Genomic DNA, 15,556 nt, shown 5'->3' with positions numbered 1-15,556 from the left:
ACAGACTCCACCTGCTACAACTTCCATCCAGCGCACTAAGGGCTAAGCATTGCACCTCAAGCGAGTCCTTCATTGTAATTTCCATCGAGCTTTTGCTGTCCGTCTTTTCTCCCATCGAGCCAGCCGGCAGCCTCTGCCAGCCCCTTGTGCATATTGCCCCCTTCAAGATCGATGACAAAATAATCCACCCCCATAGCCATCATTTCCCGAACATAAGGAAACAGGACAAAAGGTACTTCTGAACGGACATAGGTTAAATCCCTTTTACGTTCAATGGTATAGGCCTCTCCTCTGGGACTGACAACATTTTTCCGGGTCTGCAGATGGGTCGCGTTGAGCTTTGCTGTAAAAAGTGGTGGTTTGCCATATACATACATGCCGACCTGAGTGGTGGAATAGCGAGCCTCCTGCGCTTCCATGCCTTTCCTGGCGGTAAGTGCTTGTTGCAGAGTATCTCGGTCGGTTTCCAGGGAGAACAACATTCCTTGAATGCCATGCTCCCACCCATGCAAAAGAGCAGCATTATTGAGTACATTTACGGTGTAATCAGCATACAGCTTGATCCCCCTTTCTGCTGAAAAGGATGAAAAAAAGCTCACCTGTGAGATATGACCAATCTGGAAACGAGAGAACCCCATAGCAACCATATCTTTCACTGCCTTTCTATACCACGCTATATCCCTTTGATGAATAACCGGCGGCAACATCCATATCAGCTGCGGGTAGAGGGCTGCAGCTCTTTTCCCCATTGCTGCAATTTGCTGACATGCCTTCTCTTGTAAAAAAACAAGCAATTTTGTCGGTCGCACAGGATATCGCTGTCTCGTTGAGGGCAGCTCACTACAACGCAGCCACCACTGTGGTTGGAGCTGCCTTTTGGGAGAAGAACGTACTGATTTACCGCGGGAACTGCTGACTCCTTTGGCAGCGCCCACCTGGCGCCCTTGGCTCCATCCCACCGACCGTAAAACCTTGTCAACCTTTCCCACATCGGGCTTTACTTTCTTCAGTGATTTGCTTTTAGAAACAGAATGACGTGTGCCTTTAACCTCGTTTTTTCTGCTTGCACTCACATCAACCTGAAAAAGCAGCCCCTGGGTTACTCTCTGCTGCTTCCCTTTTTTGCTCAATGGTGGAAGCCCTATGGTCACTGTCTGCCCTTTTTTTGCTTGGCGAACAAGACGATTACCGTGCGTCATGAACTGCAGGGTAAAACTCTCACGCACATCACTGGATTCATCCTGAAAACGTAAACGATCACCAACACTTACATCACATCGAAGTGCCACTAAACACGCCGGTCTAGTGTCTCTCTGGTCTTTCTTGTTCTTGATCACTTTTGCCTTACCAGCAAAAACGCCGGCTACGCCAACCAAATGGGGTTTAACGATCTCTTCATGGTTGCCAACAAAAAAACCACGAGTCCGTGTTCTACTCATCGCCTGATCAAGCAAATCATTTGCTTCTTTTTGCACACGCCCTTTTTCCTGAACAGGTGCCTGCAAATTATCAAGACACAACCGATAAGCACGAACAGTTTTTCGTACATACTCAACTGATTTCAAACGCCCTTCAATTTTGAGGCTCACCACTCCTAGTTGTGCCAGCTTGCTTAAAAAACCAATTCCACATAGATCGTTCATGGAAAAAAGAAACAATCCTTGCTGCCCCTTTCCCGGCCCGCCGCCCCTGGTCTGCTTTGGAGCCTGTAATCGGTAATGCCTGCGACACGGTTGCACACATTGGCCCCTGAGGCTTGATTTCCCGCCATGCATGCTTGAAAACATACAGAGCCCCGAGTAGCTGAAACACATGGCACCATGAATAAATATTTCGAGATTTGCCTTACTCTCCCGACTTATCGTACCAATTTCTTCTAAAGAAAGCTCCCGAGCCAGAACCACTCTATCAAATCCTTGGTTTGTAAAAAAATCAGCACCCAGCGTGTTATGAACTGACATGAGGGTAGAGGCATGCAGGGAAAGTTCAGGAAAATACTTTTTCGCTAGAAAAAAAAGTCCCAAATCCTGGACGATCAATGCGTCCGGGCCAATGGTAGCCAGAACAGACAGGGTTTCCACCGCCTGTCGCATTTCCTGTTCCTTGACCAGGCTGTTCATGGCCACATACAACTGCTTTCCCGCATCATGTGCATACCGAGTCATTGCACTGATATCAGCCAGAGAAAAGTCACGACGCAAAGATCTGGCGTTAAAGCCTGGAGCGCCCACATAAACGGCATCTGCCCCTTCCTCCATTGCTGCTTCAAAGGCAGAAAAGGTTCCTGCAGGTGCGAGCAGCTCCATGGAAGCCGGCTTCTCTAAAGATGATTTACTCGACATGAAAAATTCTTAAGGAAATAGTTATGCTGCTTGACGGCGTATGCTGGCCTTCAAGTACCGTCAGTGAGCAAAAGAGGCTGGATATCAAGAGGGGGAAGCGGAAGAATAAAATAAAAATTATTACCTTGCGAAGTTGGTTCATACCCGGCTTCTCCGCCATGCATTTCCACAACATGCCGGATAAAAGAAAGCCCATGGCCGGTTCCTGGTATTTTTTTGCTGTCAGCCCCACGAACACCTTCTTGAAACAGGTTATTTCCATCCTCCGGGTCCATGCAGGGGCCAGTGGTAAAAACGTTAAACTTTATACTGGTATGACCTGGTTCCGGATAGTTATCCAGTATTTCACGCCCATAAGCCATGGCTTTGCGAGGCACACCGTTATCATCAACAATCTCACGGGTATACTTGGCTGCATTGGAAAAAAGGTTTGCATACACCTGGGCCAGCAGTCCAATATCAACATAGAGAGAAATCTCTTCTTGCTGCATATTATCCGGCTTTTCGACGCTGACATTAGCCGCCTTGAGCCTACTGGCATAGTGCTCCAACTGGGGGATAATAACATCTTTTTCAACAAAACACTGCTTAGGATGCAGGACCAGGTGTCCTCTTTCAAAATGCTCTTTTCGAAAAAGACTTTCTAAAAAAAGACTGGTAATGGAGTGGTGTTTAACCATCTCCTGATGATAGGCCAAGAGGCTTTTTTGCATCTCTGCTAAGCCGCGACAACAGTTTTCACACTCTCCAGAATCCTGGACGTTTGCTATGGCCCGTTGCATTTGCTGCTGAAGCCCCGATATTTCTTCGATTTTCTTTCTGAGCTGATTAAAAATATGCTTGAAGTACATATTGGGCACAATGATATTGTGCTCAATATCAACAACAAGGGCATTGATAAACTTAAGGTGTTGAACATTCTGCCGGGCAATAAGACGATTATCCAGGTTGTATCCAATTCGGTTTGCATACTTGGTAAAAAAGAACCTGTCGGCATCGGAAAGTTTCCTTGCCCCACTCAACTCGTACATGCCGAGAGTATGCCCTGCACTACAGGATCCTTTTATATCATTCCAAAGGGTTGTCTGTCGTTGCGGCCTGTTATGAGCATTCACACTACCGAAGGCTTTAAAAGGCTGTTTACTGTAAATCGGAATGACATAAGAATCTGCCATCTCATAGGGGGTGTCATTCATTTGTACAGGAAATGCCGCAGGTTCAGGTTCCTTTAAAACTCCCCGTTCGCTGGAGCAAACCAAAGAAAGCCCCTCGTCCTCGCCCTGACACAAGTACAAAGCACTTGAAACCCCCAGCATTGCATAGGGAACGGATACGCAGACTCGGTAAAAATCATCGAGGGAATCATACTCTTGGGCAAGATCAAAAAAAGCCTTCAAAAAATCATTATGATATTGAGCAAAGTTATATTGCTTATAACTTTCAGTCTTTTCATGTACGCGTTCACACACCCTCTGCAGGTCAGGTGGTATGGGTTTTTTCTTTGATTGCTCTTTCATAAGATGGGTGCACTAAAAAAGCATGCATTTCATCCTGCGCTCATCAAGCAGGCTGATTTTCAGGATTGTGACAAAACGACCTCGTTGTGCTCTCCACTTTCTTCCAGCAACACATCGACTCGTTCATTCTTTGCCGCATTCACTGACATCCCAACATAATCGGGCTGGATTGGGAGTTCTCGACAGCCGCGATCTACAAGAACAGCAAGTTGGATAGATCGAGGACGTCCATAATCCATGATTGCATCCATGGCCGCCCGAATGGTCCGGCCGGTGAAGATCACATCATCAACAAGAATGACTGTCTGCTCTTCCAGAGCAAAATCAATTTCTGACTTCTTGACTATCGGATTTTGGGAAATCAGACTCCAGTCGTCTCGGTAAAGGGTTATATCGAGATTACCGGAGGGAAGCAAAATCTGTTCATGTTCACGTATTTTCTGATGAATACGTTCCGCCAGGAAGACACCACCGGTATGAATGCCGACAAGAGCAAGTTGTTCGCCGCCATGGTTGCGCTCGATGATTTCAAGACTTATGCGATCAAGGCTTCTGTCTATGTCCCTGCCCGTCATAATGGTTTGTGCTGCCATACCCCTACACCCTGTTCCAGAAATAGTCGATTCCTTTGCTATCAACCAAATTAATTGCGGCCGGGAAGGCCTCACATTCCACCTCAAAAACCCTGGCAGCTATGTCGTCGGGAGTATCTTCATACTCAAGGGAAACGCAGCGCTGCAATACAATTGGGCCCTGGTCATACTCCTCGTCGGCAAAATGCACGGTACAGCCACTTACAGTACATCCTTTTGCCTTAACAGCTTCATGCACGTAATGCCCATAGTACCCCTTACCGCAAAATGACGGAATAAGTGCAGGATGAATATTCAGCACCGCCCTTTCCAGCCCCTGAGGTGGAACATACAATTTCAAGTAACCTGCTAAAACAATAAGATCGATATCGTAATCTTTTAATATAGCATTTATAGCCGCATTATCTTGTGCATAGAAGGCAGGATAGCCATATTTTTCTGCTTTTTCCAAGCCAAGCACAGAAGGGACATTAGACACCACCACCTGAATATCAGCCTGCAATACTCCTTTTTCAATCTGCTGATGGAAATTATCCAATGTCCGCCCACTCCCAGACAGCAATACTGCCATCTTTTGCATTATTTTTCTCCTGTAAAAAACGCTTCAGAAGCAGGGTCAACACTGCTCATCCATTCAGCAATAGCTTTATCATAAGCTGTGGTTAACGCAAAGACCTTTCCTGCAAGGTAAAAACGAGTGGAAAGTTTGTATCGCCATACTCTTGCAATTCTGAGAGGACAAGCGAATAGTCAGCCGGGTCTACGATCACAGTTACATCATTAAAATTTTTCGCAGCAGCCCTCAGCAGGGTCGGTCCCCCGATATCGATATTCTCTATCGCATCCACAAAACTGCAATCCTTACCTGCGATTGTTTTTTCAAAAGCGTACAGATTGACAGCGACAATATCGATGGAGCGAATACCGTGTTCAGCGCACTGTTGGCGATGCTCAGCGTTACTACGCTGGTGTAAAATACCACCATGAACCATTGGGTGAAGCGTTTTAACTCGCCCATCAAGCATCTCAGGAAATCCTGTAAATTCGGACACATCCGTCACCAAAATGCCACTTTCACGCATTTTAGTTGCTGTCCCTCCTGTGGAAAGGATTTCAACACCGAGAGCAACCAGTGCCTGCGCAAATTCTTCAATCCCACTTTTATCGGTTAAGCTGATAAGTGCTCGCTTACCGTTTTGCATATATCTTCTCCTACAACAATATTATCGATGCAATCCCCGCCATCAGCGCTGGCTGAAGAATGGTTATTGTTTTTTCAAAAATTGACGGATTTTTCTACGATCTCTTTTATCAGGTCGACGGTCCGGCTTCCCCGCCGGAGCGGTTATGAGTCGCCGTTCTTCCTTAACCTGTTCTCTTTTGGCTATCGACTCCTGACTTTCCTCGTAGAGCAGGCGAGCAACACTTGCTGGTCCGCGACGATCATGCAGACCTAAAATCGTTATCGTAAAGGTCAATGCGCCTTTACGAATCTCGAGAGCATCACCTTCCAACACGGTCCGCGACGGTTTAACCCGCTGGCCATTCAGATGTACATGCCCTCCACTGACTGCTTTAGCAGCCAAGGATCTTGTTTTAAAAAAACGGGCTGCCCACAGCCACTTGTCTATCCGGACTTTCTCCACAGCAGTACAAATCCATTATTTAAAAATTAAAATGTTTATTATTAGCATACTTTCCGATATCCATCAAATAAAGAACTGATATTATCAGGAGCACCTCTTCACATCCCAATCACCCCAGCCCTCTCCAAAAAAATACTCATTCTCGATTATGAATATTGCTCGAGTTGGAAAAATACTGTATGTGCATGAAGTATTGATCCCTCTTGCCAACAAAAAACGACCTTTTTTCTTACTTCTTTGCACATACACTTTCAGTTATACTAATCCGCATGACCCTACAAACTGTCGGCATCCACAATTTGACTCGTCCTATTTCCATTAAAACGAAAAGAGGAACCATCCAGCAAACTGTGGCCACCATTGACCTTGATGCACTTCTTCCTCATGAACGATCACAATCGTGTATTGAGGTTATGATGCCGCTCCTGGCCGAGTATGCTGAAGATATTCATGTTGGTGTTCTACCCGATCTCCTGCTCACCGTTCGTGAACAACTCCAGGCAAAAGAAGCACAGCTGGCAATGACCTTCCCCTATTTTATCAATAAAACCGCGCCGGTTTCGGCCACATCAAGCTTAATGGAGTATCAGTGCACCCTTAGAGGTACCTCGACCAAAAGATCATCTCCTCTCATCCGGGTATCGGTTCCGGTTACGACCCTCTGTCCATGTTCAAAGGAAATCAGCAAGGTAGGCGCTCATAACCAAAGGGCGGAAGTAACTCTAACGGTTCAGCCCACAGGATTCCTCTGGCTGGAAGACCTTATACAGTTGGTCGAAGAGAGTGGTTCCTGTCAACTTTATTCATTGCTTAAACGACCCGACGAAAAATACGTAACCGAGATGGCCTATGATAATCCTATGTTTGTTGAGGATGTCGCCAGAATGGTGGCTCTCAAAACACGTCACCTTCCAGGTATAGAATGGTTTTCAGTGGGTGTGGAAAGTTTTGAATCGATCCACAAACACAGTGCCTACGCTTATATTGACAGCAACGACCTCAACGACATATCAAATTAAATCGTTTTCCGGCTGAAGAATGTAGCACAACATACGGATCAGCCGGCGAACCCCTTTTTTGTGTCTTCTGCCCTACTGCCGCGGACATTCCTTTTTTATTCCGCGCCGTCACTTTCCATGATAAAATGGGAGAAAAATCAGCCCGAATTTCTCACAAGAAACCCGGGCAAGTCCTTTTCGGGATATAACATGGTTATCGAACTACGAAAATCAGTCAGGAATCCGGATTACCTGCCAGTAACAGTTAATGCCATAAACAGCAAGGACGGCACAGTACTTGCGGGCCCTTTTTCCAGCCGTATTATAGATATATCTTCCCATGGTGCCTGCCTGCTTATGACCCAGATCATCAAGGATCGATATCACATTTTCCATACCGTTCAGGACCATGCTTCCCACTTACTTGAGCTGACCATCAACCTCCCGCCTGATCTCATCGACTACTCGATCATCGCCCGCCCTGTATGGATGGATATTTTTCGCCAACAGGAAATAAGTGCCTTCAAACTCGGCATAGAATTTATAGAAAACATGGAAGGAAAAAAAATGCAGAAACTTAAAACCTCAATCATTAAAGAACAGGAGCAAAGGGGATCCTGGTGGTCGCGAGCCTGCTCGGCAATAAATAAATAAAAACCACATAGGCAGGCTATGCCTCTTTTCACGCCTTAAAAATAAACAAAAATTCGACGCAATATTGATACGTTTATTTCGTAACAGTCCGTAAAAGCCATTTATGGACGAACAGGAGCTACAATTTTTCCAGCGCAGGAATGGTATAAACCACCATGGGTTCTTCAATGCCCCTGAGCTTCATTTCACCCCACCTTTCCATATGAAAAAGGTGATGTACATCGTTGCGCACAGACTGTGTTAAATATATCCGACAGTGGCTTGACTCCGCTGCCAATCGTTGTGCGATATTCACTTCATTACCGATAACAGTGTAGTCAAAGCGCCTTGAGGAACCGACATTCCCTAAAAAAACGTTACCGCTCGTAATCCCGATCCCCAAATCTATGTTACGAAACACATCACTTTTCGCCCGCCACTGCCGATGAATTTTCTCAAATTTTTGTTTGATCATAAGTGCTGCGTTTACCGCAGCAAAAGTAGCATTTTGATTGGCAATTGGGGCACCAAACATAGCCAGGACCGCGTCGCCCATGAACTTGTCGACAGTTCCCTGCTGCTGAAAGATAGTATCTGTAAAAATATTAAAAAAATCATTGAGAAAAGCTCGAAGCCTATCTAATTCCAGCTGTTGAACCAAGGCCGTAAAATTTCGGATATCGGCAAAAAGAATAGTTACTTTCCGGATGTCACCAAGCTCCATCAGTTCCGTTTCTCTTACCAGCAGGAGTTGGGCCACTTCCGGTGCCATATACTGCTCAAGCAGGGTTCTGGTGCGGGTAACTTCTTCAACCTGCCGGAGTGCACGCACATTTTCCAGAGCCATGGCGGCCTGGCCGCAAACAATACTGATCACTTCTTTATCTGCCTCTGAAAAACGCTCATCTGTTCCAGTCTGGCTGATGTTCAACACCCCTATAATGTTGTCCCTTATGATAAGAGGGCAGGATATTGCAGAGACGATCTCAGCCCTTTTTAAAAACGGCGAAAAAATTGTTGTTTCCTGGTCTTCTTTATTAAGAATAACAGGCTTCCCGTGCTTAAAAACCCACCCCGCAATGTGTTCACCTTTGGCTATTCGAACCGAGTTTGCCAATCTCTTGTCCATCCCTCTGGATGCTGCAATATGCAGGCTTGCCTGTTTTTCATCATAAAGAAGAATTGACATATGCGAAGAACCGGTCAACTCGGCAACACTCTCAAGAAGGCCTTCCAAAACCTCCTTTTCCGTGGTTGAAGAAAGGAACTGTTCGCCAAGGCTGTAAAGAGGCAGCAAGGTTCTTAGACGGACATTCTCATCATCTAGTTTTTTACGTTCAATAGACTGCTTAACCATGGTGCGCAGATGTTCAGCTTGAACAGGCATTTTAAGGATACCTGAAAAACCCGCCGAAAAGGAGGCAACAAGCAGATCATTTTCGACAGAGGAAGTTAACAAAACTCCCGAGAGAACCGGAAATTGTTCCCGCAGCGTGACAAAGGTTTCGTAGCCATTGATGCGGGGTGAATCCTCCACCAGCACTATGGCGACCTCATGCTCTTGACACATTTGCACGGCTTCTTTTTTGCCGGTACAGAACAAAACAGTGTATTCGTCAAGTGCCGAGCGTAGCCTCGCGACACTCGCAGAATCTTTGACCACCAGCAGAATAATCATTTTCATAAGCAGAATAGTTATGTATGCGTTAATATACTTTAATACAGTATCACGTGGTCAACGCTGAGACAAGTTGTGAAGAAATCCGATTTAGAAGCTGTCATTAACATATATGGCCACCCTATTGTGCAGGTCTTTCACTCTCTTATGACGTGAGGCCCAGATAAAATTGAGAACCCTTTGCGTTGCTCCCATATTCCCTTACTCCATCCATTGTCATACTCGATACCTGCTTGGTACAGCCCTCGCTCATCAAAAACAGCGTCTCTATTCAACGATACAATAATTACCCATTTTATACTAACAATGACCAAAACACTTCCAGCGAAACACCTTTTCACCGTACTCTGTTTACAGCTTCTCCTTATCCTCCCGGCTCGCGGACAAGAAATCCCCCCGCTCCTGTTCTTTTATTCAAATGATATACAGGGAGAACTCAAGCCATGTGGAAGTGGTTGAGGGAGCGCTAAACTGGGCGGTCTGCCCAAACGTATCACTCTTATTAACCGGTTATCGCGCACAACCAATGCCCCACTAGTGCTTGACAGTGGTAACCTTCTTTTTAAACCACGACGCTCTGGTCAGACAGTTTCCTCCACAGACCAAGCAAAAGCTACCATCATTGCGCAAACTTTTATCGCCGGCCAAAATGTTGTCGCCGCAGTAGGTAGCAATGACCTAGTCGCCGGTTCTTCTTTTTTAAAAAAATTAGAAGAAAAATATTCTTTTCACTTTCTCTCAGCAAATCTCGCTGCTGCAGGTGCGGACAAGCCAATCTTTCAACCCTTTACGTTCAAAATGATTGATCATGATTTCCATGTCGCGATCATCGGTCTTACCGGCCGGCCTCTCTCCCACCTGCCGAGTGAACAGTTCTCACTCCTGTCTTGGGAAACAATTCTGCCAAAGCTCATTACCCAACTCAGCTCGCATGCTGATATGATCCTTCTCCTCTCTAATCTTCCCCCACAAGAAAACGAGAAAATAGCCAAAAAATTCGATGCTATTAATATTATTTTTCAATCCGGGAACGTCAGCAGGGGTAACACCCCTCCATACCTCGTGAATAATGCCCTCATCTGCCAGACAACAACCAGAGGGAAATACCAGGGAACGCTTGAAATTAAATGGAACGAATCTCGAAAGTGGCAAAAGCATGCCAAGATTAGAATAGAACTCAAACAGATAAAGAGACAACTCCAACTGGTTACCCAAAAAATAGAGCAAAGTAAACAGGTAGACTCTGGAACAAAGCGGCATGAAAACCGCTTGCTTGGCTTACAAAGACTCAAGCAAAAACTGGAAGGGCAGCAAAAACAGTTACAGCAACAACTCAACCATAACAAAAGTTATCAAGGGGCAACCTACAACAACCGCTTTATTGCCCTCTCATCAAAAGTGGAGGACGACCCACAAACAGTACAACGCATTCGTGCCGCAGGAATACGATAAGGTCTACCTGCTCGCTCGCCCCCTCAAAAAAAAAAGGGCATATCCTGGAAAGGATATGCCCTTGACTACACCAACTCAATCAATAAATCAGCAACCAAAAGCTTTCTGCAGATTAGGTACAGTCTGCTTTTTACGACTCATCATACCATCTATCCACACGGTATTATCAACAAGTTTTGCATCAAATGCTTTTTCAACAAGCTCAGGTTCATCAGAAAGTACTACCAGGTCGGTTCCCTCTTTTACAACGTCGGTCAGCATCAACAGGATGGAGTGACGACCATCAGCTTTCATCTCTTCCATAGCTTTCATCAGGTCACCGCGCATATCTGCAACCTGATCAAGTGTTGCCAATTCAAGCTGACCAACACCAACTTTTTTACCGTTCATGTCAAAATCTTTGTAATCACGGTTGAGCAGATCCATTGGAGGCACGCCGGCTACGGCACTTTTTGCTTTCAGCATATCCATGAACAGGCTATCAGTGTCGGTTACGCTAGCGATAGTTGCCAGTTCAGCAACAGCTTTTTTATCTGCGTCTGTACAGGTTGGGGATTTAAAATTCACAGTATCACTTAAAATTGCTGCCAACATCAGCCCTGCAACTTTAGGATCAATAGCTACTCCATCCAGATCATACAGTACCTTTAAAACAGTTCCTGTACAGCCTACTGGCATATTACAGAAAAAAATTGGGCTATTAGTGGTAACATCACCAATTTTGTGATGATCAACAATGGCTACGACTTCACCATCGCTAAGATTATCAGGAGCCTGATTCAAATCACTGTGGTCAACAAGAGCAACCTGTTTGCCGGCAGCGTCGGTCATCACTTCCGGCATGGCCACTCCAAAGCGCTCCAATACTGTCACGGTCTCAGGGTTAGCCGCACCCTGCATAACCGGGATATAGTCTTCGCCTTTTGCTTTCATCAGTTCCGCATAGGCAATAGCAGCGGTTACGGAGTCGGTATCCGGACTTTTGTGACCAAAAACATAAACAGACATAGCGTAATTTCCTCCAAGAGACTTAAGTAGATGACACAGTAACTGTGCGCTTTGTTTCCTGATCCAAACGGAGTCTTGAAACAATAAAATTGATCGATATTATAACGTTCACTTATAAGCGTCAAGCAGAAAAACCAGGCCTGAGTTCGATAGAGATATTTACTAGTTATTTTAGACAGTAAACGTCTGCTTTTTACCTGAAAATCATTTTTATTGCCCACATTTTGCTGCAATCTGCTAAAGTAGGCACAAGTTATATCAAACTTCCAGCCTTTCAACCTAGCTTTCCTAATTAAAATGTCCATCCCCGATAAGAAACGTATCAAAAGAAAAAAAACACACTCCATCACACGATACGGCATAGCATTGTTTATTCTCGCCGCTATTATGCTGGTTTTTCTTTTTTCTGGAGAAAAAAAGCCATGGCAGCATCAAAAAATCGAGCCGCAACCACCTGCCACACAAGTCATTGCTCCTTCTCCCACGCAGGAACAAACAGTTGACGAAAAAATAAAAGAACAAGCTGCTCAAAAAAATTACTCACCGCAACAGTCTCCACCAAGCGTTGTGAAATCATCTGCATCCAGCGCAGTAGAAAGCATACCTCTACCTGTCGATCAACAAACAACAAAAGCTTCTCAATGCGAGGACCTTGCAACCAAGCTCCACCGCTTTTTTTCCGAACTGGACAACAAACCATATATCAAAGCGGTTAACCTGCAGACGTCACTCCAAACTCATTTTATTAATCTGGTCGATTCACTTCTCGATAATCCTCCCACAGTAGCTAGAGAAACAGATGATCTGTATACCCTCCTCACCAATATGGCTCATTTTTTTCGGATCATCGGCAAAGATAACATCCTGCTTCTTAAAAGTATTCTAGACAGAGAAAGAGACGTTATAGAGGATATCGGGCTTGTGCTCTATAACTGGATAACTGTCGCAGATTGCAGCAGTGATCTATTCCCACTGAAGGCTCCCCTTGACAAATCATATGAATACGCTGGATTTTTCCTCAATACCATGGGAGGACGCTCCTATCTTTTCCGACGAGATTCGAGATCAAGACTGCTCGTCAACTACTACGCCGTCCTTATTGTAGACAAGGCTAACTCTGCCGGCATCAATCGCCATGGAATAAGTATTGCAGACACTTTGCCTCTGCTGATCGATGAAATAGAAGCTTCCAATCAACTTGTCTACAAAGAGCTTTATCTGGACCGGCTGTATCAGCTTTTAGAAACGTACCAATAGATCACGTTCGGCACTCTTGTAGTGCCCTGCCCTCCAAAAAAAAGGCAGGCCTGAGAAATCAGACCTGCCTTTTTTTCTGAATAATTAAAAATACTTAGTCGCGACTACCGCCAAAAAAGCGAAGCAACATAAGAAACAAATTAATAAAATCGAGATACAGAGCAAGAGCACCTATAATGGCACCTTTTTGTATGGCAGATTCTCCTTGTTCCATGATGCCCTGCTCGCCCATCGTTTTAATCTTTTGTACGTCATAGGCTGTCAATCCGACAAACACAAGCACACCGATAACGGAAATGGCCCAGTAGAGGCTCGAACTCTGCAAAAATATATTGACGACTGAAGCCAATATAATCCCAATCAACCCCATAAACATAAACGATCCCATACCGGAAAGATCCCGCTTGGTAACCATGCCGTAAACAGCCATAGCGCCAAACATACCAGCTGTAATAAGGAAGGTACTGCCGATGGAAGCCCTGGTGTAGGCGAGAAAAATGGTTGAAAGGGTGAGCCCGTTTAATACGGAATACCCTATAAAGAGCGCCGTAGCCGTTCCGGACTGAATTTTTTCAATTCTGGCAGAAAGGTAAAAAACCATTCCCAGCTCTGCAAGGATCAGCACAATAAAAAGCGGGCTGGCGGCAATGGTCAGAGCAAGCCCTGTCTGGGCTGTGAAATAGGCCAGAACCCCTGTCACAGCCAGCCCGATCGCCATCCAATTAAACACCTTAGCAAGAAAAACGGTTGAAGCTTCTTGCCTGGCACGGGCCATGGTCATTGTATTATTCGTTTGCGTTTGCATGTATTCCAACTCCTTTGCTGCTCAATTTACACAGTTTATTTACTTGTTAACATCAAGCTTTATCACCCAGCAGGGGCGATTACTAATATTCATCTGTTAGGGTAACCATTTTACGGTAGAAAACAATGCTATCCTCCTCGTTACAGGCATAGAGTTTATATACATATATCGTCTTACCTGCAGTATATCAATACGCGCCCTTACCGCTGAACATGCATTTGATGGTTTTGGCAATGATAACCAGATCAGTCCGCAGCGAATAGTTTAACACATACCAATCGTCAAGTTCCACCCGTTCTTGATAATTTTCAATATCACTGCGCTTCATAACCTGCCAGGGACCTGTAATGCCCGGTTTCATGGAACAGTAGCGACCGGCACTTTGTTCTCCATTGCCTTTGTAATATGCCTGCAGTTCCTTGCCGACTATTGGACGAGCACCAACCACACTCATTTCTCCCTTCAACACGTTAAAAAACTGGGGCAATTCATCCAGACTTGTTCGCCGTAAAAACTTGCCGATCCGTGTGATTCGAGGATCATGCTTCAACTTATAATGCTGTTCCCATTCGGCTTGTACATCGGGATCATCGGCCAAAAGACGTTCCAACTGTTGCTCTGCATCGGATACCATGGTTCTGAACTTTAAACAGGCAAAACTGCGCCCAGTCGCCATTATCCTTCGGTGTCGGTAAAAAACAGGCCCCCGACTGTCCAATTTGATCGCAACGGCCAATAAAAGAAACAAAGGACTGCCAATGATCAAAACCAGCGATGAAAAGATAACATCAAAAGTTCTTTTCCACTGTCTTTCAGGGTTGAAATTAAGAACAATCATTTCCCCTAAAGATTGAATCTCCGCATGATGCAGGCCAAATATATAGAGGTCAGGCACCAATAAAATCTGAGCCCCCAGATCGCGGCAATTTTGTAAAATATCAAATATCTTCTTTTCCGCTCTCATAGGGAGAGCGATATAGACATAATCCACATCATGCTCGACCAGAAAGGTCTCGACATCTCCTATTTTACCTAAAAGTGGTTTTTTCAGGGGAGCAAGGACTTCCTGTTTCTCTAGTTTATCATCAAAAAAGCCGATAATTTCAATACCTGCCCAGGGAATGTTTTCCAGATCTTTTGCCATCCGTATTCCCAAATCTCCGGCACCGACAATCACCGCATGGCGAATATTCTTCCCTTGTGTCCGGTAAAAACGAAGCAGTTTTCTGACCAAAAAATGGCTCAAAAAAATCAGGATCGGGGTGGAGAGACTCAGCAGGATGAAAACAGTTCTCGAATAGGCTATGGAGATTTTAAACATGAAAAAATAAAACAGGAGAAAGCCGATAACCGCACCCCATGCCTGTAAAATCACCATAAATTCACGGTAATATTTCCAACCTCGCCACGAACGATATAGCTGAAAGTAATGAAAGCTGAAAAATGAACTGAGAAAAAGCAGGATCTCCAGGTGGGTATAATAGGGTGACCAAGGCACATTATATATCCACACATAGAACCAAAGAAAAAAACAAACCAGCACGCAGTCAAAGATGTGCAGGAATCGATAAATCACAGAGCTGCGTTCACGCAGGTTCCAGGAAAGAATTGGTGACATGTATCAGTA

General features: G+C 45.0%; 13 protein-coding genes and 1 pseudogene. 4 read left to right on the top strand and 10 right to left on the bottom strand.

The features are described 5' to 3' along the window. Positions 1-56: 56 nt before the first annotated feature. From ACHZCY_RS16870 to ACHZCY_RS16845, 6 genes and pseudogenes are all read right to left on the bottom strand, one after another. Entirely contained in the window at positions 57-2,342 is a 2,286-nt protein-coding gene (locus ACHZCY_RS16870; protein ID WP_319549741.1) for a peptidase U32 family protein, read from the bottom strand. A gap of 50 nt (positions 2,343-2,392) precedes the next feature. Further along, the gene (locus ACHZCY_RS16865) at positions 2,393-3,859 is read right to left on the bottom strand and encodes a sensor histidine kinase (protein WP_319549740.1); all 1,467 of its coding nucleotides are present in this window, start codon (positions 3,857-3,859) and stop codon (positions 2,393-2,395) included. A gap of 59 nt (positions 3,860-3,918) precedes the next feature. Beyond that, the gene (gene pyrR / locus ACHZCY_RS16860) at positions 3,919-4,452 is read right to left on the bottom strand and encodes a bifunctional pyr operon transcriptional regulator/uracil phosphoribosyltransferase PyrR (RefSeq protein WP_205222634.1); all 534 of its coding nucleotides are present in this window, start codon (positions 4,450-4,452) and stop codon (positions 3,919-3,921) included. A 4-nt stretch (positions 4,453-4,456) separates the two neighbouring features. After that, complete coding sequence (gene purN / locus ACHZCY_RS16855; RefSeq protein WP_319549739.1) at positions 4,457-5,032, bottom strand: phosphoribosylglycinamide formyltransferase; 576 nt, start codon at positions 5,030-5,032, stop codon at positions 4,457-4,459. Positions 5,033-5,073: 41 nt separating this feature from the next. Next, positions 5,074-5,654 (bottom strand): annotated as a pseudogene (locus tag ACHZCY_RS16850) (IMP cyclohydrolase); the annotation flags it as partial. Between the two features lie 63 nt (positions 5,655-5,717). Continuing rightward, a complete protein-coding gene (locus tag ACHZCY_RS16845) occupies positions 5,718-6,098 on the bottom strand; it encodes an RNA-binding S4 domain-containing protein (RefSeq protein ID WP_205222631.1) in 381 nt (126 codons plus the stop codon). A gap of 269 nt (positions 6,099-6,367) precedes the next feature. On the opposite strand from ACHZCY_RS16845, the gene folE2 reads away from it, so the two are divergent. Then, entirely contained in the window at positions 6,368-7,117 is a 750-nt protein-coding gene (gene folE2, locus ACHZCY_RS16840) for a GTP cyclohydrolase FolE2 (RefSeq protein ID WP_319549737.1), read from the top strand. A 189-nt stretch (positions 7,118-7,306) separates the two neighbouring features. Next, positions 7,307-7,750, top strand: coding sequence for a PilZ domain-containing protein (locus tag ACHZCY_RS16835; protein ID WP_319549736.1), 444 nt, complete (start codon positions 7,307-7,309; stop codon positions 7,748-7,750). Between the two features lie 118 nt (positions 7,751-7,868). Here the strand turns inward: ACHZCY_RS16835 and ACHZCY_RS16830 are convergent, their stop codons facing one another. Continuing rightward, positions 7,869-9,413, bottom strand: coding sequence for an adenylate/guanylate cyclase domain-containing protein (locus ACHZCY_RS16830; RefSeq protein ID WP_319549735.1), 1,545 nt, complete (start codon positions 9,411-9,413; stop codon positions 7,869-7,871). Positions 9,414-9,944: 531 nt separating this feature from the next. On the opposite strand from ACHZCY_RS16830, the gene ACHZCY_RS16825 reads away from it, so the two are divergent. Then, on the top strand, positions 9,945-10,859 hold the full coding sequence (locus ACHZCY_RS16825) for a metallophosphoesterase family protein (protein ID WP_319549734.1): 915 nt from the start codon (positions 9,945-9,947) through the stop codon (positions 10,857-10,859). Positions 10,860-10,946: 87 nt separating this feature from the next. Here ACHZCY_RS16825 and ACHZCY_RS16820 read toward each other — a convergent pair whose 3' ends face one another. Then, positions 10,947-11,867 (bottom strand): manganese-dependent inorganic pyrophosphatase, encoded by a 921-nt coding sequence (locus ACHZCY_RS16820; RefSeq protein WP_319549733.1) that lies wholly within the window; start codon positions 11,865-11,867, stop codon positions 10,947-10,949. A gap of 297 nt (positions 11,868-12,164) precedes the next feature. On the opposite strand from ACHZCY_RS16820, the gene ACHZCY_RS16815 reads away from it, so the two are divergent. Next, positions 12,165-13,124: a hypothetical protein gene (locus tag ACHZCY_RS16815; protein WP_319549732.1), complete on the top strand. Its 960-nt coding sequence runs from the start codon at positions 12,165-12,167 to the stop codon at positions 13,122-13,124. A 94-nt stretch (positions 13,125-13,218) separates the two neighbouring features. On the opposite strand, the gene ACHZCY_RS16810 is transcribed toward ACHZCY_RS16815, so the two are convergent. Together ACHZCY_RS16810 and ACHZCY_RS16805 are read right to left on the bottom strand one after the other, a co-directional pair. Continuing rightward, on the bottom strand, positions 13,219-13,929 hold the full coding sequence (locus tag ACHZCY_RS16810) for a Bax inhibitor-1/YccA family protein (RefSeq protein ID WP_205222706.1): 711 nt from the start codon (positions 13,927-13,929) through the stop codon (positions 13,219-13,221). A gap of 187 nt (positions 13,930-14,116) precedes the next feature. Next, entirely contained in the window at positions 14,117-15,547 is a 1,431-nt protein-coding gene (locus ACHZCY_RS16805) for a sugar transferase (RefSeq protein WP_319549731.1), read from the bottom strand. Between the last annotated feature and the right edge of the window lie 9 nt (positions 15,548-15,556).

This window comes from Desulfogranum marinum (genome assembly GCF_963675105.2).
GTDB classification, from domain to species: domain Bacteria; phylum Desulfobacterota; class Desulfobulbia; order Desulfobulbales; family Desulfobulbaceae; genus Desulfogranum; species Desulfogranum marinum.
This window is presented reverse-complemented; position numbering and strand designations above follow the sequence as displayed.